The sequence below is a fragment of the Pseudomonas grimontii genome (genome assembly GCF_007858185.1).
GTDB lineage: Bacteria > Pseudomonadota > Gammaproteobacteria > Pseudomonadales > Pseudomonadaceae > Aquipseudomonas > Aquipseudomonas grimontii.
This window is the reverse complement of record NZ_VFES01000012.1, coordinates 158,144-181,262: the sequence shown is the minus strand read 5'-3', so window position 1 is coordinate 181,262 and position 23,119 is coordinate 158,144. Positions and strand designations below refer to the sequence as shown.

The following is a 23,119-nucleotide window of genomic DNA, read 5'->3' as shown; positions in this document are numbered from 1 at the left end:
GCCCCTCCCACATTTGAATGCATTCCAGTTCAGATCAGGGGCTGTAGTAACCCACCGCAACCATGAAATGCCCGGCCTTGCGCAGATAAGCGTGTTTGTTCTCGACCTTGCCCGTCACCGGGTTTTTCCAACGGTATTTGTATTCCCCCTGGTCCTGCTCGGCCATCAGCTTGAGAATCGGTTTGCCCACCGGCTTGCCGTCGGGGTCCTTGATCTTGCTGAAGTCGGTGTTGATCAGTCGCAGGTTGGTGCCATGGGCCACGTAACGTTGGGTGTTCAAGTCCACCACAAACACGTAGAGGTCATCCTGAAGGAAGCCGCCCTGCAAGTCGTTGATAGCCTTGAGCGTGCCGGTTTCATCCTTGTGCAGCGCGTTCACCGCTTTGTCGCGCAGGGCCCGGGCCTGTTCCGGTGTGGCGCGCGGCAGGTAATAACCCACGGCCAGGATGCGCTCGCCGACGCGCTGGTAAAACACATGCTTATGCTCGACCTTGCCGTCGTTCCAGTTCTGCCAACGGTAATCGGCCTGCTGGATGCCTTGGCTTTCCGGCACCGTGAGCGCGTCCTTGAATGACTGGCGCAAGTCCGGCCCGAGTACCTCGGACACATCGCGGCCGATCAAGGCGGAGGAGGGGCCGCCACTGGCCAGCAGTACACCCTGGGTATCGACCACGAACACATAGCGGTCGTGGTCGATGAACTCGCCCTGGCGGCTGAACGCCGCGAAGGCCTTGTCACCGTTGGTCTGGTAGTAGGCCAGGGCTTTTCCCAGCAGGGCCTTGGCGGCCAGGGCGTCCTCATCCGGCGTGTCGGCGTGCACCTGGCTGAAACACAACAGCACCAGCCAGGTGGCGCGGAGCAGTCCCTTCATGTTTCGTCCCTCGTTCTTATTGATGTGACCACAGCGTAGACGGCTCTGGCTCAGGGCGCCGCCAACCATTGGTTGACGATGCCGTCGTACACCCCGGTGGCCACGCTCAGGTGCAACCACTGGTCGACATAGCTCTTCCACGCCACATCATCGCGGGGCAGCAGGAAGGCTTTTTCGCTGTACTGCATCTGCCGCTCCGGGTTGACCGCGCAGAGCCCAGGTTTTTGCTTCTGCTGGTAACGCGCTTCGCTGGCGTCGGTGATCATCACGTCAGCCTTGCCGGCCAGCAGTTCGTCGAAGATGGTCACGTTGTCATGCAGGCGGATTTGCGCCTGGCCCAGGTGGGCGCGAGCGAAGACTTCGTTGGTGCCGCCCGCTGGTTCGATCACGCGCACCTGGGGCTGGTTGATCTGCTCCACGGTCTGGTAGCGCTTAACGTCGGCGCAACGCACCAGCGGGATCTTGCCGTCGACCCCAAGGGTCTGGCTGAAGAAGGCTTTTTTCTGGCGTTCCAGCGACACTGAAATCCCGCCCACGGCGATGTCGCAGCGCTGGGCGAGGAAGTCCGGCATCAGGGTTTTCCAGGTGGTGGGCACCCACTGGATCTTGGCATTAAGGCTCTTGGCCAGGGACTCGGCCATGGCAATGTCGATGCCTTCATAGCTGCCGTCGGCGCGCAACGAGGTGTAGGGCTTGTAGTCGCCAGTGGTGCAGACGCTGAGGGTGCCGCGCTCAAGCACCTGGTCGAGGCGCGAGGGGGCGGTGTCAGCCAGGGCATTGGTCGCCAGGCTTGCCAGTACACACAGGGCTAAAGGTGCTGTCATGCGGTCGAGTCCTTGGGGCCTGATCGGGGCGGTCATTATTTCCAGCAAGGGCTAAGGTAGCAAGGCGCGGCGAATGTTTAGCCAAGTTGCAACCAAACTCCGGCAACCCTGAATTTAAACACCTAGGCGGGCGTGTGAGGCTGGCGTATCTCCATCATTGTGATTCACCCATGGACGGCTGCCCCGACACTCATCCTGCGACATTGCCGTCTGAGCTTGCCTTCTGGGCCCTGTTCCACTGCCGCCACGCGCGCCCGCCAGATTCCCTTCTCCTACGCTGATTTTCCCCATGGATGACGCACGCATGTGCGCGCCTGCCTGAAACAAACGTACGAGAACCCCCCATGAGTGTTTTTGCCAGCCTGCACGAAGCCCACGCCTTCCTTGAACAGCATCCGGATATTGAGATGTTCGAGCTGTTTATCCTCGACAACAACGGCGTACCGCGCGGCAAGTTGCTGCACCGCGATGAACTGCTGGCGGTGTATGAAAGTGGCCGACCGCTGCCCAGCACCATCCTCGGCCTGACCATCAATGGCGACGATGTGGAAAATTCCGGGCTGGTCTGGGAGGTGGGTGATATCGACTGCCGCGCCTACCCGATCAGCGGCAGTTTGCAACGCATGCCGTGGCGGCTGATCCCGACCGCTGCGGTGCAAGTCAGCATGCACCCCACCGAAGGCCTGCCCGCCACCGTGGCCGACCCCCGGCATTTGCTGGCCAAGGTGATCGAAGGCCTGAACACCGACGGTTATTACCCTGTCATGGCGGCGGAGCTGGAGTTCTACTTGCTCGACCAGAAGCCCGACAGCAATGGCCGCCCGCAACCGGCACGGGATGTGGATGGTGGCCGTCCGCGCTCGACCCAGGTTTACGGCCTGCGTGAGCTGGAGCAGATCGAACCGTTCCTCGCCGACCTTTACAGCGCCTGCAAACTGCAAGGCATCCCGGCGCGCACGGCGATCTCCGAATACGCCCCAGGCCAGGTGGAGATCACCCTGGAACACCGCGCCGACGCCCTGCAAGCCATGGACGAAGCGGTGCGCTACAAGCGCCTGGTCAAAGGAGTGGCGCACAAACACGGCATGGCTGCGTGTTTCATGGCCAAACCATTCGACGACCTGGCGGGCACCGGCATGCACATGCACGTCAGCCTGGCCGACGCCGAGGGCAACAACCTGTTCGCCAGTGAAGCCGCCGACGGCACGCCACTGCTGCGCCACGCAGTGGGTGGCATGCTCAGCACCTTGCTCGATTCACTGCTGATGTTCTGCCCCAACGCCAACTCCTATCGCCGCTTCCAAACCAACAGCTATGCGCCACTGGCCGCCACCTGGGGCGTGGACAATCGCACCGTCAGCCTGCGGGTGCCAGGCGGTCCGGCCCACTCCCGGCATATCGAGCACCGCATTTGCGGCGCCGATGCCAACCCTTACCTGGCGGCCGCCGCGATCCTTGCGGGCATCCACCGTGGCCTTCGCGAACAACGCGACCCCGGCGCCCCGGTGGAAGGCAACGGCTACGCCCAGGCCAAGGAGTTGCTGCCTACCGATTGGCTCACCACCCTGCGCGCGCTGGAAGCTTCCAGCTGGGCGCGGGAGGCGTTCGGCAGTGAGTTCCTGGGCGTGTACCTGGCGGTGAAGCGTGCTGAATATCGCCAGTTCATGGGCGAGGTGGGCGAGCAGGACTGGCGCTGGTACCTGCATCAGGCGTGATGACTTTTACGAGGGTGAGGGTTTCGACCTTTTTTTCACGTTGCAATGGTTAAGCTGCGAAACAAGGTCGTTCACTACCGTTTCAGTCACATGAGCCTGCGATGTCGCCACAACCTCCTTCTTCCATCGAGATCGAATACGCCGAACGCTGTGGCCTTGAGCACGCCAGGGTCTGTGGTGACACGCGCCCGCCGCGACTGCGGCAGCGCCTGGCGTCATGGCGCGACGAGTGGTTGGTGCGCCAAGCGCTCAAAGTTGCCGGCGAGCCGGGGCTGATCCTGGACCTGGCCTGCGGTTCGGGGCGCTTCTGGCCAGTGTTGGCCGAGCACATCAACCGGGTGATCCTGGCCTCGGACAATTCCCAGGACATGCTCGACCACGCCCGCACCCACCATCCGGCGTCATTGCTCAAACGCGTCAAAACCTTCCAGGGCTCGGCGTTTTCCATCGGCTTGTCAGCGAATGCGGTGGATTGCATTTTCTGCCTGGAGTTGTTTCGTCATGTGCCCAGCAGCGAAGGGCGCATGGCGTTGCTGCGCGAGTTTCATCGGGTCAGCCGCGACACGGTGATTGTCTCGGTGCTTTCGCGTACCACCGTGGAGGAGGAATTTCGCCAAGCCGGATTCAAGGTCTTGAATCACCAGGAATTCATTCCGGGCTCGAGCCTGTGGCGGGTCTACGTTCTTCGTAAGAAAGGATAACTCCCGCTTGTCGGACTATTCTTCATCTCCTGTCTGAGTTTTCATGGTTGCCTGTGCACTGCGGATGCTCGCTAGCCCCGTTCGCGATATATACTGCGCGCCATTCTTCAAGGGAGAGCCGTGTGGCCATCGATATTCACTGGATCTGCGACAACGATAGCCTCGGCCAGCATTGCGCCGAATGGCAGCAGTTGCCATTCGTCGCCCTCGACACCGAATTCATGCGGGTCGACACCTTTTATCCCATTGCCGGGCTGATCCAGATTGGTGATGGCGTACGCGCTTACCTGATCGATCCGCTGACCATCGACAACTGGCAACCCTTGGCCGCCTTGCTGGAGAACCCGGCGGTGATCAAGGTGGTGCACGCCTGCAGCGAAGACCTTGAGGTGTTGCTGCGCTTGACCGGCAGCCTGCCGGTGCCGTTGTTCGACACCCAATTGGCCGCCGCTTACCTGAACCTTGGCTTCTCCATGGGCTACTCGCGCCTGGTGCAAGCCGTGCTCGATATTGAGCTGCCCAAGGGCGAGACCCGTTCGGACTGGCTGCAGCGGCCATTGTCCGAAACCCAGGTGAGCTACGCCGCCGAAGATGCGGTGCACCTGGCCGAGGTCTACATCCGGCTACGCCCGCGTTTGTCGGACGATAAATACGCCTGGGTCCTGGAAGACGGCGCCGAACTGGTCGCCAATCTGCGCCGCGAAGTCGACCCGTACGAGGTGTACCGCGACGCCAAGCTGGCGTGGAAACTGTCCCGAGCCCAGCTCGCTGTCTTGCGTGAACTATGCGCCTGGCGCGAGCAGCAGGCCCGCGCCCGCGACCTGCCGCGCAACCGCATCATTCGCGAACACTCGCTGTGGCCCCTGGCCAAATCCCAGCCGGACAACCTCGCCGCCCTGGGCAAGATCGAAGACATGCATCCGCGTACCGTGCGCCAGGATGGCCAGTTCCTGCTGGACCTGATCAAGCGGGCCGGCAGCGTGTCCATGGACCAATGGCCGCCGGCCGTGGCTGAACCGCTGCCGGTGGACGCCGCCACGCTGATCAAGCAACTGCGCGCCCTGGGCCAGACGTTCGCCGAGCGCCTGGAGATGGCGCCGGAACTGATGCTGCGCAAGAAAACCCTCGAAGCCCTGGTTAAAAGTGGCTACCCCGATGGGCCTTATAAACTGCCAGACTCGCTGCGTGGCTGGCGCCGCGAGTTGATGGGCCAGGCGCTGCTCGACAGCCTGGCCACTGCCGGAGAACAGCCTTGAAACGTATTTGCTCCATCTACCGCAGCTTGAAAAAAGACGGCATGTACCTCTACGTGCTCAAAAGCGACGCGCTGGAGCGTGTGCCGGAGCCGTTGATGGCGGCGTTCGGCAAACCGCACCACGCCTTTGACATGGTGCTGACGCCGGAGCGCAAGCTGTCGCGCGAAGACATCCTTGTCGTGCTGGAAAACCTCGACAAGCAGGGCTATCACCTGCAAATGCCGCCGGCCGAGGACGAGTACATCGAGCACCTGCCCGAAGAGCTGCTGCGCCGTAACGACCCGATGTGATCGGTCAGTGCTCCGCCCGGGGCACATGTTTCAATGGAATCGTATTAGTGGGCGGTGGCCGTAGGGAAGCGGGCGGCCGTCTGCACTGTTTTTGAAAGGTTTGAACCATGCGTGTTCTGATTGCTGAACAGGATCACCCGCTCTACGCCCAATTGCTCAATGAAGCCGCGCCGGACCTTGAGGTGCTCACCAGCGGCGACTCGGCCGAGCTGTCGCGCCTGGCCGCCGATTGCCCGGTATGGCTGGGCCAGCCGGACCTGTTGGCGACGCTGCTGCGCCAGGGCCACCAACCGCAGTGGCTGCAATCGACCTGGGCCGGCGTTACGCCGCTGCTCGCCGAAGGCTTGCCCCGCGACTATCGCCTGACCCGCGCCGTCGGTATTTTTGGCCAGGTCATGGCCGAATTTATCCTCACCTATATGTTGGGCCACGAGCGCGAAGTACTCGCGCGGCTGGTCAGCCAGGTCGAGCGCAAGTGGGACAGCCGCACCGGTCAGAGTCTCGCAGGGCGCAAGGCGTTGATCGTGGGCACCGGCGATATCGGCCAGCGCGTGGCAGAGTTCCTCGTGCCGTTTGGCGTCAAGCTGTACGGCATCGCCAGTACCGCGCGGGAACAAGCGCCGTTTATCGAAGTGGCTGGTCTCGACCAACTGGGCCGGCTGGTGGGGGAGGTGGACTACGTGATCAACCTGCTGCCCAACACGCCGAACACCCATGACCTGTACGACGCTGCGCTGTTCAAGCAATTCAAGCCGACCGGCTTGTTCATCAACGTCGGGCGCGGTGTGGCGGTGGTGGATGCCGATCTGGTCGAAGCCCTGAAAGAAGGGCACCTGGCCGGCGCGGTCATCGACGTGTGCCGCCAGGAACCATTGCCGCAACGCCACCCGTTCTGGACTGCCTGGGGTCTGCTGCTGACCGGGCACAGCTCGGCGCCGACCTCGCCGTCGATGATGGTGGAGTTGTTCCTGGAAAACGTACGTGCCTATCAGGTTGGGCAAGCCTTGCGCGGCGAAGTGAGTTTCGAGCGCGGTTACTGACGGCGGCGCCCGGCAGTCGGGCGCGTTCGTTCACATGTGGTCATGTACACACCACCTGACAGTCAAGATGGAACCTCCTGTGCGAGCCTCCCCACCCAGGGGACGCAGAGGGCGTAAGTTAGCGCCTTTTGAAGGGGTTTCATTCGACTAAGGACAAGTACCATCATGACCACCCTCGCTCTTCCCGCTATTCATCCACGCTCGATACCTCTTTCCAACATCCCCATGGCGTCCGCCAACCCGCCACCCGAAACGGTTGCCGACGCAGCTGACACCCCTGTACTCGCGCAGTCATCCGCGCTGAAGATTGCGTTGGGCGACCGCTGCAACCAACGCATGCTGGCCGATAAACTCCAGTACATCACTCGCCAAATTCTGGATCAGCCCCTGCCCGGTGAGTCTTTATCCATGGCCCGGGCCAGGACGCTGATGCAAACGGCGCTGGCTGCGCAGTTGAAAAGTACCCTGATGTATGTGTGCGAAGACTCGTCCTATTCGCCGCTGCAGCCTCTGCCCGTCAACCGTCTGATCAGTCTGGAAGCTTTTATCCTCGGCAGTGGGTTGCAGGTGCCGACAACCCTGGAGGCGCTGCTCGATTTGACAGAAACCGTGTCCAGGCAAGCGCAGGTCCACCCCCTCGGTAACTTGAGTGGTGGGTTGTCCTGGCCGCTGCCTATGCCCGCGCAGGATCAGAAAGCGCTTGTCGACCTGCTGCACAGCAATACCAGCGCAGTGCCAGGCCTGCCCTTGATCGAGGGCGGTACAGGGGCGCTGGGCTATTTGATCAGCGGCAGTTCGGTGTCCCAGGCCGACCTGGAAAACCCTGTTGCAGCGATGGAGAAATTGCTCGGATCCGCCAAGGCAGCGGCCCTGGAGCAAGCCATCCAGACCCGGCTCAACGGGATCGTCACTGACGGCGGCGGCAACGACTATGTGATGACGGCTATCCAACTGGGCCTTGATCCGGAGTCCCAGGCAGCGCCTGCCCACCATAGCGTTGCCGGTTTTGACCTGGCGCACAATCGGCACTGGGGACAACCGGCTTCGGTAGTGGTTGAAGGGTTGGGTAAGCACCTGATTGAAAAGGGCCGGGCCAACGCGCAAACCGCCAACCTGGCGGCCTATCTGCTGCTGGCCAGGACGGCGCCTGAATACCTGGTCAAGGACATTCCCGCCAGCGTGACCTACGGCAGCGTGCTGTGGGCGCAATTGGTGATGTCAGTGGCCCGGATCGAAGCGCAAACCCCAGGCCGCACGCTCGCCATGGGCTACGGGGAAATTTTGCTGGCCGCTGAGAAACTCAACACCGACGAAGCCGTCAGCCAGCCAAGCAGTTATCAGGCATTGAGGGATTGGGGCGTCGTGAACGGTTTGCTCGCCACCGCTGAAGAGGCACCCTCGGCGAGGGACATGGAGCGTGTGAGGACGGCGTATAACAGCCAGTTGAGCTCACTGAAAAGCACCAGCACCCTGTTGCAAACGGCAATCCCCAGCCGAAAGGCGATGGCTCTCGCCCGGCTGGAAGAGGCGTTTCCTGACCTGGACCCTCGTCTCTTTGAAGTGCGCAGTATCCAAAAGGCCAGGTTGAGGAAAGGCAGACCGGGTCTTCATCCCGGGGCACGCTCAATGCTGGATATTGTTATGGAAGGGGGCAGCCTGGGCGCTGAAGATCATTGGGTCAGCAATGACAAGCGCATCCCCGTCAATACGTTTTGCAACCTCTTCCGTATGGGCAAGCTGGAGGTGGCTACAGCGTTCAGGGCTGCTTACGACACGGCAATCAATGCCCATGAGCAGGGCCAGCAGGGCAGGGTCAAACAACTGATTGCCACGCTGCCGTTGGAGGACCGCAAAAACCTGGAGTTTGGAAAGCTGGAGTTCTTCCATACCAACCAATACAAGATAGCCGTTGATTTACTGACCCCGCCTGCTCTTCACGTCAGAGGACATACGTTGGAAGTGAAGGCGACGAGAGACGGGCAAGTCAATCTCTACACAATCGACACGCGGCGAGGCGTCATAGAGAAAGAGAACTTTCTGATACGCCGCCGCACCGAGCCTTACACAGCGAATAAACTGGAAACGCGCGACGCCAATATCTTGTCCAGAACCGTGCTGTTTGAACCCGATAAAGACGAACATGCGCAGCGGTTTAAGGAGCGATCGACCGAGACAGGTCAGCCAGACAGTTTCAACTCGGGGCGCAGCCAGGCTATCGCTGACGTATTCGTGAAGTCCCTCGACCTCAAAAACGACGATCTGTTGAACGAGGCCAGGGGCGTCACTTCCTTCGATCAAGAACACGCCAGGAATGAGGCGATTTACACGTTTTTTCTCAATCTCATCCCTTTGCGCTCGGCGATCGTCAACTTTCAACAGGGCAATGTCGGCCAGGGCATCTTCGACTTGGCTTTGGATGTGGTTGGCCTGGTCACACTGGGAGCGGGCAAGGCGGCGCAGGCCGGCAAGGTGCTGGGCAAAGCCTTGTCATCCGCGGGCCATGTGGCAAAGGCTGCACGGTTCGTTGGGGCGACCGTGGTTGAAGCCTTCAACCCCCTGAGCGGCATGGGGGACCTGCTGGCGGGCGGCGGCCGACTGGCGGCGAGTGGCGCGCGTTATTCCGCAGCGAAGGTGGCGCAGCAGTTCAACCAGCTGCGCGGCTCTGCTGGCAGCTATGACCTGCTCAAGGCGGCCAGCAAACAGTATGAGGACGCGGCAACGGGCGTCTTCAAGGTCGCGGGCGAACCCATTGAAGGCGGGGCCGTGCTGCATCACGGCAAATGGTATGCCTTCGATACGCATACGATGCGCCCTTATGGTCGCCCGCTCGAAGACTTCGTGCCTGGAGCCCGCGCGGTGGATGGCGAGCTGAGTAATAGGCTGTTTGACCAATTCAAGGTGCCCGAGTCGAGAATTGCCGGGCTGTCGCGCAACAGTCAGGGGGTGTATGTCGCTGCCGACGGGCACCTGTCCCATATCCGCAATATTGACAGCGCGGGCAACGCCTCCATTTATGAAGTGCGCCAAGTTACGCGTATTGCGGATGGCAAGGTCCAGGCGCGGGTGTATCACAACAATCGACAGACCTCATTACTGCTTGAGCATATCCAGGGCGATCAATGGCGTCGGTTGGGCGTGCGCGGTGGTCATCCGGTTTCGGTCAAGGCCGATCTCGGGCCTCAGATCGGCCAAGGCAGCGAGGGCGTTGTTTATGCAAGCCTCGACGGGAAAAGTGCCTACAAAGACCTGGGACCCACACGCTTGACCACCGCCGAGGGCCACATTGATATGGCGGTAGTCAATATGAACAAATACTACGGGGATGGCTTTGCCGTTGTGATGGTTGAAGACGGCCGCAAATATATAAAAATGGGCAGAATAGACGGTGTGGATCTGAGTACGCTTGAAAAGAAGAGTTTACCGCCAAGCGCGCAATTGTTAATTGATGAAGCAGTGGCGCGGATGGAGGCGAAAGATATTTTTCACAACGATCCGCAATTGAAAAACTTCATGTACTCGAAAAAAGACAATAAGGTCTACCCCGTCGACATGGACGGCTTGCCGGGGGAATTTATGGTGCCCGTGGTGAAAAGGGTCTACGACAGACAAATCGGAGAACTGCGCGCCGCGTTCAGTGAGCTGATCGCTCGAGAGGCTTGATGGTTCACCCTGCCGTTTTCAACGGCAGGGTTTCAACGGTGTTAAAGACTAAAGTCCCCCTCGGACACCAGCTCGCTCAGCGGCTTGCGCGGGCTTGGCGCTTCTCGGCCTTGCAGATACTCCGGCAAGCTCGATTTGTCGCCCAGCTTGCCCACCGCAACGGCGGCATGCAGCGCATAACCCTCTGGAATCTTCAGCTCCTTGCGCGTCAGCTCCTGATCGAAGCCGGCCATGCCGTGGGTGTGCCAGCCGCTGAGGCTGGCTTGCAGCGCCAGGTGGCCCCAGGCCGAGCCGGTGTCGAAGGTGTGCCACAGGGCCGGGGTTTCTTCCGTGGCGCCAGGGGCGATGAAGTCGGTTTTCGAGGCGATGATCACCAGGGCCGACGCATGCTGCGCCCAGCCACGGTTGAATTCATTCAGCAGGCCCAGGAAGCGCTCCCAGTCCGGCGTGTCACGGCGAGCGTAGAGAAAGCGCCAAGGCTGCGAGTTGTAGGCCGACGGTGCCCAGCGTGCGGCTTCGAAGAAGCTCAGCAGGGTTTCCTGCGGGATGCTTTCGCCGGTAAAGGCGCGGGGCGACCAGCGTTCGGTGAACTGGGTGTGGATCGGGTAATCGGCAACGCGTGTCATGGGCAGCTCCTGATCGTCAATTCGGCGCTCAAAGCTACTGCGCGCCCGCTAGACTGACAAGTCTTCTCATACCGACAGTCGTAAGCGCTTGGCCCCAAGGGCCTTGGGCACTAGACTGGCGGCCTTTTCACCTACCGATACTGATGTAGAGCCATGGCCGCCAAAGTCGAACCTTTCTGGATACGCAAAACCCTTGAACACCTCGACCAGGAGGAGTGGGAGTCGTTGTGCGACGGCTGTGGCCTGTGCTGCCTGCAAAAGCTTGAGGATGAAGACGATAACAGCGTCTATTACACGCGTATCGCCTGCAAACTGCTGGACCTGAAAACCTGCCAGTGCACCGACTACCCCAACCGCCGCGCCTCGGTGCCCGACTGCATCCAGCTCACCCCAGGCCAGGCCGACCAGTTCAAGTGGCTGCCGCCCACCTGCGGTTACCGCCTGGTCAGCGAGCGCAAGGACCTGCCGCTGTGGCACCACCTGGTCTGCGGCGACCGCGAGGCCGTGCACCAGGAACGCATTTCCCAGTCCGGGCGCATGCTCAGCGAAGGTAGCGTGCCCGAAGACGACTGGGAGGATTACCTGATCTTCCGCGCGGGCTGAACAAGGAGTGTGTATGAGGGCGGGAACCAAGCTGGCGGCAAGCCTGGTATTGCTGGCGTTGAGCATGCCGGCGTGGTGCGCGAAGAAGGTCGACCTGGATTATCACGTCAAGCTGCTGCCCCAGGGCGATCAGGCCGAGGTGCGTGTGAGCCTGTCCCAGGGCTCGGCGGTGCGTAGCCTGAACTTCGACCTGGGCCGCGATGGCGACTACAGCGACTTCAAGGCGGATGGCCAGTGGAGCGTCAATGGCCACCGTGGCCTGTGGCAACCCAGCGCCAGCAAGGCCAGCCTGACCTACCGTGTACGCCTGAGCCACGCGCGCAAGCCGGGTATTTATGAAGCGCGAATGACGCCGAGCTGGGCGTTGTTTCGCGGCGAAGACCTGGTGCCCTCCGCACGCCTCGACCAGCAGGACGGGGTCGAACTGGTCTCGCGTCTGGTGTTCGAACTGCCGGCCGGCTGGAACAGCATCGAAACCGCCTGGCCGCGCATCGGCAAGAACAAGTTCCGCATCGACAACGTCTCGCGCCTGTTCGACCGACCCACCGGCTGGATGCTCGCCGGCACCCTCGGCAGCCGCCGCGTGCGCCTGGGCGAGACCGAAGTGACCATCGCCTCGCCCAAGGGTCAAGCCATGCGGCGTATGGATGTGCTGACACTGCTGACCTTTGTCTGGCCGCAGGTCGAAGCGGCGTTCCCGCGTCATCCGGCCAAGCTGCTGGTGGTGGGCGCCAGCGACCCGATGCGGCGCGGAGCCTTTTCCGCGCGCGACTCGATCTACCTCAACAGCCGCACGCCGCTGGTCAGCGAGAACGGCAGCAGCCCGTTGATTCGCGAAGTGGTGCAAGCGATTGGCCGCTTCAACGACCACGACACCAGCGACTGGATCACCGAGGGGCTGACCGAGTACTACGCCATCGAACTGGTGCGCCGTGCAGGCGGGATTACCGATGAGCGGTATCAGGCGATACAGGCGCGGTTGGCCAAGGAGGGTAAGGACGTGACCAGCCTGCGCGGCGATCACGTCAGCGGCGCGACGGTGTCACGGGCGGTGCTGGTGTTGCAGGAGCTGGACCGCGAGATCCGCGTGAAAACCCACAACAAACGTTCCCTCGATGACCTCGCGCAGGCAGTGATGCGCGCGAACAGCATTACCACCGTGGAGTTCGTGCAGTTGGCCGAGAGCATCATCGGCGAATCGTCGGTGGTACTGGACAGCAAGTTGTTACGCTGAATCGTCGCCATACACAAAACAAAATGTGGGAGGGGCGGTTCGACGATTCGACTTGCCCCCTCCCATATTTGAATCTAACCCGTGGTTTTAACGGCCTTCTCAGCCGCCACTTCCGCCTTGGTCTTCAGGTTTCTCAGTTCTTCACCCGCACGCTCGATCTTCGTACGTACGCTGTTCATTTCCTGGCGGCCCTGTTCCAGCTTGTCTTTAAGCGCACTGTGCCCGGTAAAGCCGCGAGCCAGCGCCACGCCGCCGATCGCCACCTGAATCAACCCGAAAATCCCGCCACGGCGCAGGCCTTTGCCCACCATCATCACGCCACCGGCCACTGAGCCGATGCGTTCCCAGCCATGCACGTTCTGGGTGGGCTGATTCTGGGGAGACGGGTTCTGGAAGGGGGTGTGTTCGATGATAGGTCGCAAGGTTTTGCTGTCGCTCATGATCTGTCTCCAACAAGGGCAAGTGTATGCAGCTGACTGCGTGCAGGCGCCGGATGTTCCCAAAAGATCAGTACTTGGGGCCCGAACGGGTGTTGTTGCCCTTGGCCATGCGGTCGTAGAGCACCACGTTGACGGTGGCGGCGAGGTTCATGCAGCCGGTGGTCGGGATGTACACGACGTCTTCGCACCAATCGCGGATGTCTTTATCCAGCGATCCGTCTTCAGGGCCGAAGATATACAGCGCGCGGTCTGGGTGAGTGTATTCGGGCAGTGGGCGGGCGCCTTCCACCAGCTCCACGGCGACCGGGATGCAGCCCAGCGGCAGGATCTTCTTCAGGTCATCGATGCCGATCAGTGGAATATCGTGGTGGACCTTCTTGGTGTCGGTGATGAAGTCTCGCGCGCGCTCGTAACGCACGCCGGTGTAGAACACCGAGGCCACGCCGTAGCAGCCTGCGGCACGCATGACCGAACCGACGTTTTCGGGGGATTTGGGGTTATACAGACCAATGCAGCTGTAGCGTTTATTGCCCACGGGAGTGCCTTAAAAAGGCAGCAGTATAGCGGCAAGCTACAAGCTGCAAGTAAAAGAGCCATGGCTTTTTCTTGTAGCTTGCTGCTTGAAACTTGAAGCTGCGTAATTCAGTCGTCTTTCTTCATCAACCCCGCCAACGCTGCAAACGGGTTATGCGTGGCCTTGGCGATTGTCGGGCTGCTGGTGGAGCCTTCGCCGAAGTACTGCTGGTCGGTGTAGCGCGAGTGTTCGTTGTCGTGGCAGTACAGGCACAGCAACTCCCAGTTCGAGCCATCCTGGGGATTGTCATCATGATTGTGGTTACGGTGGTGTACGGTCAGTTCACTCAAGCGCTTGCCGGCGAACTCACGGGCGCAGCGGCCGCACACGTGGGGGTACATCTTCAGGGCTTTGTCGCGGTAGCCCATTTCCCGGTCGCGCTGGGCATCGGCAAGGATGCGGTCCAGCTTGGCGGTATGGGAGGGCGGGTTGGTCGAGCTCATCATGGCTCCTGGCTATTTGGTGGGTCACGGATGAGGGTGATTCTAGCCGTTCGACATGCAGTTGGCTGCGGCTTTTTCAGTAACGTACGCAAGCGCTCTCATCCGAGACATACCCTGTACACCAATACCGCCGGGCCAGCCGTGAGCAGCGCCCAGGCCTCAGGTACTCTCGTTTGCTCCACAACAGAGAACCTCAGAGGTATGTGATGCCCCGAGTAACCACACCAAATCAAATTCCCTCTTTCCAGGCCGTCAGGCCTGGCTGTGACGATGCTGGCCCGGCTGCTAACCGTTCTATTTTTATCAAGGTGAAAGGTTTTTTCCGCAAAGGCCATGCAGTATCGCCAAGCCAAAAAGCCTCACCGCCCACGCAAACCGTTTTTGTCGACACGGGGCGTTTCAAGACCGTCAGGGACAACACGTCGATGCTGTCCGCGCAGTATTTGTCCAGCTGCTCAGCCCTGGCAGTGCTTTCAGGCTGGAATGGCAGTACCTACGAATCGCGTACGTTGATGCATCTGAATGGAGGCAGCCTGCCCTACGGCTTGATCGATCAAGACGTCCCTGAGTTGCTTGCCGAGCTCAAGGGTTCTTTGGCGGGTGGCGGTAAAGTCATCTGGGTAGGGGGGGGGGATGCGCAGACCGATTTTCAGCTGGCACTCAGCCTGAAGCAGGAGAAGGGAGGTCTTCATCCACTGAGGGACCTGCTGGAAACTCCAGGTATTTGCACGGTAATCGCCGGCTCCAGCGGCATTGACGTAAAGCCTGACGGCACCTTCAAGCTGGCACCGGTGGGCCGGGGCGAGCTGACCGAGCGGGACGTGCAGCAGATGCGTCAGTTCATGTGAGGATTGTCTAGCAGGCACCTGGCGCCCTGAAGGGTGCCAGCGTGCAACCGGGGGGCACCAAGCCGGGCAGCCTTGTCGTTATGACCAACCACCGCCCAAGCTTTTGTAAAGGGATATCCGATTGTTGATCTGCAACAGGCGCACAGTGATCAGATCCTGTTGCGCCGAACTTAAGCGGCGCTGCGCATCCACGACTTCCAGATAACTGTTCAGCCCTTCGTTAAGCAGCAGGTTTGCCAATTCTACCCGGCGTAGCTCGTTCGCCACCGTGCGTTCCTGGGCGTCAAGCCTGATTTGCAGGGGTTCGGCAGAGCCCAATGCATCGGCCACTTCACGAAAGGCTTGCTGGACCGTCAACTGATAATGGGCCACGGCGCTTTCGCGTTGGGCCTTGGCAACGTCCAGTTGGGCCAGGCGCTTGCCCATATCAAACAGTGGCACTCCCAACTGCGGGCTGAACGACCAGCTTCTCGCATCACCGGAGAACAGTTGCCCCAACTGAGGGCTACTGAAACCGAGCAGTGCGGTCAGGCTGATGGACGGTAAAAAAGCCGAACGTGCAGCCCCTATGTTCGCATCGAGCGCCCGCAGGCGTGCTTCAGCCGCTCGGATGTCCGGGCGGCGGGTCAAGAGTTGCGACGCAAGGCCGGGGCTGACAGGCAGGATGACGGAGCCGTCGCGCCAAGCGGCCGACAGCAGGCGGGATTGATCCAGCGGGTTCCCCGCCAGGTACTCGAGGTTGTGAAGGGTGAGGTTCAGCTCGCGATTGGTCTCCGCCGATTGCCTCTGCAGATTCTGCAACCAGCTGTCTGCCTGGCGATCCTGCAACTCGCTGACAAGACCTGCTTCATAACGCGTGGTCATCATCCGTCTTGCAGCATGCGCCATGGTGAGCAATTGCTGGTGTTGGTCACGCATTTTCAGCAGGGCCAAGGCTTTGTAGTAGTGGCTGGCCACTTCTGCTATCAGGCTGATCTGTACGCTACGGGCATCCTCCTGGGTGGCCACAAAGCTATGGCCTGCGGCGTCCTTGAGTGCAGCCAGGCGCCCCCACAGGTCCAGTTCGAATGCTGTGATGCCAAGCCCGACCTGGCCGCGTTCGAGAATGTGGCGTTGACCATCAGGCGAATCCAGGGCGGACACCTGCTTTCGTTCGGTCGAGCCGTTGAGGCCTACTGCTGGCCATTGCCCGGCGCGTTGGATGCCATGCTGAGCACGGGCCTCCTCGATGCGCAGGATGGCAACATGCAAGTTGCGATTGTGCTGCAAGGCTTGCGTGATCAGCGCATAAAGTTGCGGGTCGGAAAAAACTTCGTGCCATTCAGACAGCGCCTTTGCCTCTATTTCAGTTGGGTGATCGCGCCAGTGCGCGGCAACTGGCAAGGCTGGCGCCTGGTAGTCAGGGGTCAGTGAGCAACCGGCCAGGCCCAACGTCAGCAATCCGGTCCAGGCTTTCATGGGGCAACTCGGCGGTGGGTGTGTTTGGTTAAGGCGGCAGGGATGTTTGAGCGTCGCTGCGCCGAATCGGGCTGTCTTTGATAGAAGGCTTCCATCTGCGACAGGTAGAACCAGTGTTCCGGTGCCTGGCGGATAAAGCGCTCCATGGCTTTGCTCCAATGGGCCAGCATGTCTTGCACCTCCCCGTGCGCGATATGGGCAATCGCATGCAGCTGGCCGTGGCTTCCAAGCTGGACGCGATGGCCGGCCAGCAGGACCGGGCAGCCCAGTCGTGAAGCGAGGAACATTGGCCCTTTGACAAACTGGGCTGCACGTCCGAAGAGTGTCCCATCGACCGGTTCACCGGCCCTGCTGGTATTCAGGCTCACCGGTATATCCGAGAAGATGATGACTTGATGGCCTTGCCTGATACGGCGCGCAATACACAGCGCTGTGGCGGGTGAGTTGCTGTCGAGAATCTCGACCTTATGACCCAGGCCTTCCAGGCTCATGAGGGCGCCGTAGGTGAACGGGTCTCGGTAGTTCCAGATCGGAATGACGAAACGCGTCGGTGCAACGTAGCGTTCCACCAGCCTGGCGACTGCCATCCAGTATTCGCCGGTATGGAGCAGCACCAGCAGGTACGGACTGTGAGGCAATCGTTGCCAGTGGTTTTCTGGATCGACCCAGGCAACCGAGCGAATCCAAGTGCGTAACAGCGCTGGGTGCCGCAAGGGGTAACGCTGTTGGTGGATGCCTTTTTGCCATTCAATAGCGATATGACGGCAGGCGCAGGCTTCAATGTCCTTGGGGGGCAGATCGAATAGCTCAAGGTTTTGGACGGTTCGCTGGTAGTGTGCGCCGCGCGCGCGCGCTGGCAAGTGCGCTAGCCACTGCGGTAACCGTACCAGCCCGCGCGCCCGCACTTCGTCGCCCAATGCCGTTGCCAGCAAGGTACACACGGTCTTGTGAATGCGGACCTTGCCGACAGCCCAGCGCAATTGCCAGCGCAGGCTCATGGGCGGTTTTCCGGCATGGGCAGCAGTTGGCCGTCGACCATCTGCAATACCCGGTCGCAGGCTTTGGTCACCGCCAAGTCATGCGTCACGACTACGCAGAGCATGGGGAGCCGGCGCAATGTTTCGATGATCACATCCCTGGCATCGCCATCCAGGTGCGAGGTGGGTTCATCGAGCAACAACAGGCTTGGGCGACGGAAAAGCGCGCGGGCGATCAACAGCCGTTGTCGTTGCCCGGAAGACAGCTGTACGCCGCCCGGGCCGAGCAATGTATTGAAGCCATTGCTCAATGCGCGAATGCTGTCCAGCAGGCCGGCCTGTTCGACACACACCAGCAGGTATTCGCCATCCAGGGGCTCGATGCCCATGGCGATATTTTCGATGACAGAGCCGTCGATGATTTCGCCAATCGCAGTGACATATGCCACGTTTTTTTGATAGCGCCGCAAGCCGAAGCGTTGCAGCGCCACACCATTGATCATCAACTGGCCCTGGTCGGGCGGGTAAAATCCCGCGAGGACTTTCAGCAAGGTGCTTTTGCCACACCCTGACGGCCCGAAGATCGCGATTTTGCGCCCGCTATCCGGCAGGCTCAGGTGCACGTCCTTGAAGGTCGGTCGATCAAACGAGCTGTAGCGAAACAATGCACCGTCCAGGCTGACCGAGGTAACCGGATCCGGTTCATTCAGCCCCTTGGCGCTATAGACGCAGGTCTCCATCGCTTCCCTGGGCTCGTCGACGATCTGCTCGACCCTGAGCAACTCGACACGTACCAGCCGCAGGTTGATGTAATTGTCGATGGCTTTGAACAGGCACCCCATGAACAGGTCTTTGTAGAGAACAAAGGCAAACAGGTCGCCGACGCTGTTTGTCCCATGCAGCACTGCCAACGCTCCTATCGCGCTCACCAGCAACGAGTGACTGTGAGATAACCCCTCGTGGACCACGTTGTTCATGACTTGCAGGTGTTGAACCCGTGCCCTGGCGCTTTCCATGTCAGCTTGGTGATTGTTCCAGGCGGCCAGTCGGTCCGCTTCGTATTGATAGAGTTTCATCGACTCGATGTTGCCCAGCGTGCTCAACAGCGTGACGTTGCGGGCCGTCTCTGCCTCGATTGAGGCCTTGTGATGTCGCTCCATTGCCGGCAGCGTGATGCTGCGGAATACAAAAAACACACCGCATAGCGCTATCGACAGTCCAGCCAACATTGGGTTGATCAGCGCCATCAACGCCAGGAACAGCACGCTGGCCAGCAGGTCGATGGTGATGTCCATCGTCCCGGAGGTGAATTGCAGATAGGCTTTTTCCGTGGCCTGGGTTCGACGCAGCAGGTCGGCCGCGGCGCGGCGCTCGAAGTACTGCACCGGCAGGCGCAGCAGCCAGGCAACGACTCCCGTTGCCAGGTCCAGGCTCAGCGCCACTCGCAGGCGCATGTCCAGGATTGCCCTGAGCCACGCAGCCAGGGTTTTGAAGATAAACAAAGCGCCAAAGATATAAAGGATAAGGTACAGAAAGTCCTGATCGTTCTTTGCCACGACCTCGTCGATTGTCAGGGCAAACAGTTTGGGGGCGGCGATGGCACCTACGTAGCCAAAAATGGATAGCAGCCCCATCGGTATCAGGTAGCGCAACAGCCAGGGGTTGCGCTCCAGCAGGTGGGTAAAACTCAACGACTGTTTGGCTGTGCCCTTGGCCTTCGTCGTGAATGAAAGACTCGGTTGCACTTCCAGCGCGATTGAACTGAACATCGTCAGCGCTTGGGCCCAGGTATAGAACCGCCGCCCGACCGCTGGGTCGACGATATGCAGCCCGCGAGCATTGGTGGATTCCAGAACCACGTAATGCCGGTTGTTCCAGAACAGGATTGACGGCGTACGCAGATGCACCGTGTTAGCGAGGGTCAAGCGCAGGGGGCGGGAAATCAAGTTGTGTTCTTCGCACATCTTGACCACTTGCAACAATGACATTCCATCGCGTGCCACCCGGTAGTGCTGGCGCATGTCGCGAAGGCTCAGGTTTTTGCCGTAGTAGCTGCTGATCATGGCGATGCAGGCGATGCCGCATTCGGACATCTCGTCCTGGAGAATCACTGGCATGCGTTTGCGCAGCCACTGCCGCGAGCGATTGAGTGCGTCGGTCAGTACCTGTTTGAATGCTGTCATACCGAATGCCCGTCAGTGGGAGGCAAGCTTCGAGGATCGGGGGTGCGTTCGATGCCCTTGAGCACAGGCAGGAATAGCCATTGCATCAGATTCAAGCGCTCCAGGCTCAATGAGGCGCGCAGGGTCATGCCGTCCTTGAGCCACCCCTGTTGGATCTGGGTCCTGCTGCCCTCGAAGTCGAGGTTGACCTCCACCAGATATACCTGGCCGTTGCGGGCAGGATCGGCGGTGCCAATCGGCGTGGTGTTCAGATAGGTACTTGAGGTGCTGTGGACAATAGACCCCTTGATGACCCCGTAACGCGCATAGGGGAACGCGTCGATTCGCACGATCACCTCACTGCCCACATGGGCGAAGCCAATGGCGGAAGGGCTGACTTCAAGCACCACCACCGGGGCATGGAGGGAGGGCTGGTCGATCCGCAGCACGATCATCGGGAGCCCGATGTCCGCTCGGCTGCCTGAAAAAACCGAAACACTGTCGACAACGCCGTCGACGGGGGAAAGCAGTACGTACTCTTGGTTTTTGTGCAGATTTTGCAGCTGTTCGCGCAGTTCATGGTCTTGACGTGCTAGTTCGCTGAGGCGGCGGGTCAAGGCCTGTTCGTTCTCAAGGCTGGCTTGTTCAAGCTCAAGCAAGCGCTGCTGGGCGTGAGTCCTGGCCAGCTCATTGGTGGCCAGGTCCTGAAGCACGGACTCGTGATGGACCGTTGCGGCGTTAAGATCTGCCTGGGATATGGCCTGTTGTTCTGCCAGGCGTTCATGCCGTTGTTTTTGTTCCAGGGCGATGTAGGCACGACGCTGTATGGACTGTTGGACGGTGCTGTTCAGTTGCAGGCTTGCACGCAATTGTTCACGTTGCAGGTGGAGCAGTTGCTGCTGGGCGTCATGGGTTGATCGTGCGCTGGCCTCGTCGGCAAGCCGGTCTGCCAAGAGGTGCTCAAGCCGTTCAGCGCTCGCGCTGGAAGACGTCGTGTGGGTTTGTCCACTGACGATTTCCGGGTTGTTGTTCAGCATCTGCAGTAATGGCTGGCCCTTTTTGACTGCCTCTCCGGCGCCCACCAGCACCTCTTTGATATGGGCTGATCGTTCGCTGGTAATACGTACAATATCGCGGGTCTGAATATGGCCTGTTATTTCCTCTTTTCTTGCATAAGTGCCCGTGAACAGCAGGATGAGTGCAGTAATGAAAAAGAGGCAAATCAACCAGCCGAATACCAATGGCCGAAGGGATGACCTTGGCGTGACACTTCCCAGTTCAAGCATAATTAGACCAGTGACTCTCTCAATACTTGTAGGGGGATGTTAATGATCCAGTCAATAAGAAGGCCAAGGAAGGTAGTTGCTCTTTCCCTGGCCTGTTTTACAGCGCAAATAGTGGCTTTATGAATCAGCTGTTAGTAATAGCCTTGCCAACACCACCGAACCAGTCCTCGACCGTTTGTGCTGCTCCGTCCACCCACTTGCCTGCGTCTTGAAAAGCACCGCCGCCACGGATTTCCTCAAGTTCGTTGATGTCGAGTTCGATCATGGTTTCTTCTTGCATAACAATCACCCTTGTTACGTATGAGTAAGAAGCTGTAACGGATACTGAAAATAATTACTTCGTCTCCGAACAGTGTCTGCACGGTAAAGCGTTGTGCCGCGCAGTGGTGGCAGTTTCTTTGATTTTTAACGAAAGGAATGTCAGCCGCGGGTGTTGGTGTATGTAAGAAACAGGTAAAAGTGTCGGTGGTCATTTATCGGCAAGCACAGGCGTTGCCGATAAAATATAAAGTTTGGTTCATACGGCGGAGCGGTTTTTTCAGCTCTTGAGTTTTTCCGCAATCCAGATGGTGTGCCGGGTGCCCTTGTTGCCATGGGCAAACACCTGCACTTCCTCGGCCTTGAAACCGGCCTTGCGCAGTTTGTCGCTGAACAGCCTGTCGGCGCTGGCGGACCATACCGCGAGCACGCCCTTTGGCCGCAAGGCCTTGGCGCAGGCGGCCAGGCCACCGGCGGAGTAGAGCCAGCTGTTGGCCTTTTGCGTGAGGCCTTCGGGGCCGTTGTCGACGTCAAGCATGATCGCGTCAAAGCCCTGAGGCTCGGCCTGCAGCACCTTGGCCACGTCTTCCATGCGGACCACTGTGCGCGGGTCCAGCAGTGGGCGCCCTGACTTTTCCCCCAATGGCCCACGGTTCCACTCCACGACACCGGGCACCAGTTCCGCCACCACCACTTCGGCGGTCTTGCCCAGGTGCTTGAGCGCCGAGGCCAAGGTGAAGCCCATGCCCAACCCACCGATCAATACCCGTGAGTCCGGGCGCCCCGCGACCTTGCGGCAAGGGATTTCTGCCAGCGCGTCTTCGGAGCCGTGCATGCGCGTGTTCATCAACTGGCCGCCGTCACCGCCCTGGATCTTGATGACAAAGTCTTCACCGTATTCGAACAGGCACAAGGCACCGCCGTTGTCGGGGATCGGGGTGGTGTCCAGCAGAACGAAACGTTTCATGGAAATCTCATTGGGAAGGGCATTCTTGCGCGGTTGGGAGTAGCCTTACGACATTCCGGTCAGGCCATGGAGCCATCGATGAAGTGCAGCATTCTAACGGTCATTGTGTTGAGCGCGCTCGCATTGGGTGCAGCGCAGGCTCAGGAGTTGCAAACCGTACCGGTGGCGCCGGCACCGACCCCAGGCGCACCGGGCACTCCAACGCCGACGCTGTATCCGCAGATCACCCCGCCGGCCGTGCCGAAGACGAACGGCTCACCGCCGTTGGTGCCGATCGTATTACCGACACCGCCGAAGGACCAGACGGTGCCTGGCCTGCAGCAGAACGACAGCAAGCCGAAGACGCCCGGCGGTTAAAACTGTTGCGAGAGTAATTGCCCATCGGCCATGCGCAGGCGCTTGGACAATGCGATGGCGATTGCGCGAATGATCTTCGCCGCCACACGCGGCGTTTCATTGAGCATCTTTTCCAGGGCGTCCTTGCCCAGGTTCAATAACACGCAGTCACTGGCGGCCACGCAACTGGCGGAGCGCCGCTCGCCGTCAAGCACCGCCATCTCACCAAAGGCCCGGCCGCTGCGCAGGGTGGCGATGGTCAGGCGTTGGCCGGTGTGGTTGGTTTTCTGCACCGCCACCTGGCCGCTGTGGATGATGCACATGAAAGTGCCGGCATCGCCCTCGAGGAAAATCACCTCGCCCTCGGCAATGCTGCTGATATTGAAGTAGCCGGCGGCGACGTGAAAGTCTTCCGGCAGCAAAGGGTCGAACAGGCCGCAGTCCATGAGCATGTCGCGGATTTCGGTATTCATTAGCGTCGGTAGTGCCATGGCTGCAATCTTGGTCCATCAATCAGGAGGCGGTCCTGTGTTCAGACAGGGCCGCCCCG

Annotated in this window: 23 protein-coding genes; 10 read left to right on the top strand and 13 right to left on the bottom strand. The window is 60.2% G+C overall.

Annotated elements, in window-relative coordinates; all coding sequences use genetic code 11:
- Positions 1–34 precede the first annotated feature (34 nt).
- Together FIV39_RS19575 and FIV39_RS19570 are read right to left on the bottom strand one after the other, a co-directional pair.
- Positions 35–871, bottom strand: a complete 837-nt coding sequence (locus FIV39_RS19575; RefSeq protein WP_090407873.1) for a cache domain-containing protein — start codon at positions 869–871, stop codon at positions 35–37.
- Positions 872–921: 50 nt separating this feature from the next.
- Positions 922–1,695, bottom strand: a complete 774-nt coding sequence (locus FIV39_RS19570; protein WP_090407870.1) for a transporter substrate-binding domain-containing protein — start codon at positions 1,693–1,695, stop codon at positions 922–924.
- 344 nt (positions 1,696–2,039) lie between these two features.
- On the opposite strand from FIV39_RS19570, the gene FIV39_RS19565 reads away from it, so the two are divergent.
- The 6 genes from FIV39_RS19565 (at position 2,040) to FIV39_RS19540 (ending at position 10,357) form a co-directional block, all read left to right on the top strand.
- Positions 2,040–3,410, top strand: a complete 1,371-nt coding sequence (locus FIV39_RS19565; RefSeq protein WP_090407868.1) for a glutamine synthetase family protein — start codon at positions 2,040–2,042, stop codon at positions 3,408–3,410.
- A 101-nt stretch (positions 3,411–3,511) separates the two neighbouring features.
- Complete coding sequence (locus FIV39_RS19560) at positions 3,512–4,111, top strand: class I SAM-dependent methyltransferase (RefSeq protein ID WP_090407865.1); 600 nt, start codon at positions 3,512–3,514, stop codon at positions 4,109–4,111.
- A 122-nt stretch (positions 4,112–4,233) separates the two neighbouring features.
- Positions 4,234–5,367: a ribonuclease D gene (gene rnd, locus FIV39_RS19555; protein WP_090407862.1), complete on the top strand. Its 1,134-nt coding sequence runs from the start codon at positions 4,234–4,236 to the stop codon at positions 5,365–5,367.
- Positions 5,364–5,657: a YcgL domain-containing protein gene (locus FIV39_RS19550; protein ID WP_003172521.1), complete on the top strand. Its 294-nt coding sequence runs from the start codon at positions 5,364–5,366 to the stop codon at positions 5,655–5,657. Before rnd ends, FIV39_RS19550 begins: the two co-directional genes overlap by 4 nt.
- 107 nt (positions 5,658–5,764) lie before the next feature.
- Positions 5,765–6,697, top strand: a complete 933-nt coding sequence (locus FIV39_RS19545; RefSeq protein ID WP_090407859.1) for a D-2-hydroxyacid dehydrogenase — start codon at positions 5,765–5,767, stop codon at positions 6,695–6,697.
- 165 nt (positions 6,698–6,862) lie between these two features.
- On the top strand, positions 6,863–10,357 hold the full coding sequence (locus FIV39_RS19540) for an OspG family effector kinase (protein WP_090407855.1): 3,495 nt from the start codon (positions 6,863–6,865) through the stop codon (positions 10,355–10,357).
- A 41-nt stretch (positions 10,358–10,398) separates the two neighbouring features.
- Here FIV39_RS19540 and FIV39_RS19535 read toward each other — a convergent pair whose 3' ends face one another.
- On the bottom strand, positions 10,399–10,983 hold the full coding sequence (locus FIV39_RS19535) for a nitroreductase family protein (protein ID WP_090407852.1): 585 nt from the start codon (positions 10,981–10,983) through the stop codon (positions 10,399–10,401).
- A gap of 153 nt (positions 10,984–11,136) precedes the next feature.
- Here FIV39_RS19535 and FIV39_RS19530 point away from each other — a divergent pair, with 153 nt between their 5' ends.
- Together FIV39_RS19530 and FIV39_RS19525 are read left to right on the top strand one after the other, a co-directional pair.
- Positions 11,137–11,586 (top strand): YcgN family cysteine cluster protein, encoded by a 450-nt coding sequence (locus FIV39_RS19530; RefSeq protein ID WP_090407850.1) that lies wholly within the window; start codon positions 11,137–11,139, stop codon positions 11,584–11,586.
- Between the two features lie 13 nt (positions 11,587–11,599).
- Complete coding sequence (locus tag FIV39_RS19525) at positions 11,600–12,820, top strand: hypothetical protein (RefSeq protein WP_090407847.1); 1,221 nt, start codon at positions 11,600–11,602, stop codon at positions 12,818–12,820.
- A gap of 74 nt (positions 12,821–12,894) precedes the next feature.
- On the opposite strand, the gene FIV39_RS19520 is transcribed toward FIV39_RS19525, so the two are convergent.
- The 3 genes from FIV39_RS19520 to FIV39_RS19510 form a co-directional block, all read right to left on the bottom strand.
- Positions 12,895–13,260, bottom strand: a complete 366-nt coding sequence (locus tag FIV39_RS19520) for a YgaP family membrane protein (RefSeq protein WP_090407844.1) — start codon at positions 13,258–13,260, stop codon at positions 12,895–12,897.
- 67 nt (positions 13,261–13,327) lie between these two features.
- The gene (locus FIV39_RS19515; RefSeq protein WP_010563721.1) at positions 13,328–13,795 is read right to left on the bottom strand and encodes an RNA methyltransferase; all 468 of its coding nucleotides are present in this window, start codon (positions 13,793–13,795) and stop codon (positions 13,328–13,330) included.
- A 107-nt stretch (positions 13,796–13,902) separates the two neighbouring features.
- Complete coding sequence (locus FIV39_RS19510) at positions 13,903–14,277, bottom strand: YajD family HNH nuclease (protein ID WP_003210675.1); 375 nt, start codon at positions 14,275–14,277, stop codon at positions 13,903–13,905.
- A 206-nt stretch (positions 14,278–14,483) separates the two neighbouring features.
- On the opposite strand from FIV39_RS19510, the gene FIV39_RS19505 reads away from it, so the two are divergent.
- Positions 14,484–15,125 carry a hypothetical protein gene (locus FIV39_RS19505; protein WP_143513901.1) on the top strand — a complete coding sequence of 214 codons (642 nt, stop codon included), beginning with the start codon at positions 14,484–14,486 and terminating at the stop codon, positions 15,123–15,125.
- A gap of 78 nt (positions 15,126–15,203) precedes the next feature.
- Here the strand turns inward: FIV39_RS19505 and FIV39_RS19500 are convergent, their stop codons facing one another.
- The 6 genes from FIV39_RS19500 to FIV39_RS19480 all read right to left on the bottom strand — a co-directional run bounded on the left by FIV39_RS19500 (position 15,204) and on the right by FIV39_RS19480 (position 22,233).
- Positions 15,204–16,583 carry an efflux transporter outer membrane subunit gene (locus FIV39_RS19500; protein ID WP_090407838.1) on the bottom strand — a complete coding sequence of 460 codons (1,380 nt, stop codon included), beginning with the start codon at positions 16,581–16,583 and terminating at the stop codon, positions 15,204–15,206.
- The gene (locus FIV39_RS19495) at positions 16,580–17,581 is read right to left on the bottom strand and encodes a lysophospholipid acyltransferase family protein (protein ID WP_090407835.1); all 1,002 of its coding nucleotides are present in this window, start codon (positions 17,579–17,581) and stop codon (positions 16,580–16,582) included. The genes FIV39_RS19500 and FIV39_RS19495 overlap by 4 nt, the downstream gene beginning before the upstream one ends.
- Complete coding sequence (locus FIV39_RS19490; protein WP_090407832.1) at positions 17,578–19,743, bottom strand: peptidase domain-containing ABC transporter; 2,166 nt, start codon at positions 19,741–19,743, stop codon at positions 17,578–17,580. Before FIV39_RS19490 ends, FIV39_RS19495 begins: the two co-directional genes overlap by 4 nt.
- Positions 19,740–21,008: an HlyD family secretion protein gene (locus tag FIV39_RS19485; RefSeq protein ID WP_244176411.1), complete on the bottom strand. Its 1,269-nt coding sequence runs from the start codon at positions 21,006–21,008 to the stop codon at positions 19,740–19,742. The genes FIV39_RS19490 and FIV39_RS19485 overlap by 4 nt, the downstream gene beginning before the upstream one ends.
- A gap of 124 nt (positions 21,009–21,132) precedes the next feature.
- Complete coding sequence (locus FIV39_RS33035; protein WP_159440139.1) at positions 21,133–21,288, bottom strand: hypothetical protein; 156 nt, start codon at positions 21,286–21,288, stop codon at positions 21,133–21,135.
- 258 nt (positions 21,289–21,546) lie between these two features.
- Complete coding sequence (locus tag FIV39_RS19480) at positions 21,547–22,233, bottom strand: spermidine synthase (RefSeq protein ID WP_090407828.1); 687 nt, start codon at positions 22,231–22,233, stop codon at positions 21,547–21,549.
- 78 nt (positions 22,234–22,311) lie between these two features.
- On the opposite strand from FIV39_RS19480, the gene FIV39_RS19475 reads away from it, so the two are divergent.
- Positions 22,312–22,590: a hypothetical protein gene (locus FIV39_RS19475; RefSeq protein WP_090407826.1), complete on the top strand. Its 279-nt coding sequence runs from the start codon at positions 22,312–22,314 to the stop codon at positions 22,588–22,590.
- Here FIV39_RS19475 and FIV39_RS19470 read toward each other — a convergent pair.
- On the bottom strand, positions 22,587–23,060 hold the full coding sequence (locus tag FIV39_RS19470) for a cyclic nucleotide-binding domain-containing protein (RefSeq protein WP_053136635.1): 474 nt from the start codon (positions 23,058–23,060) through the stop codon (positions 22,587–22,589). The two genes, FIV39_RS19475 and FIV39_RS19470, sit on opposite strands and share 4 nt — an antisense overlap.
- Positions 23,061–23,119 lie beyond the last annotated feature (59 nt).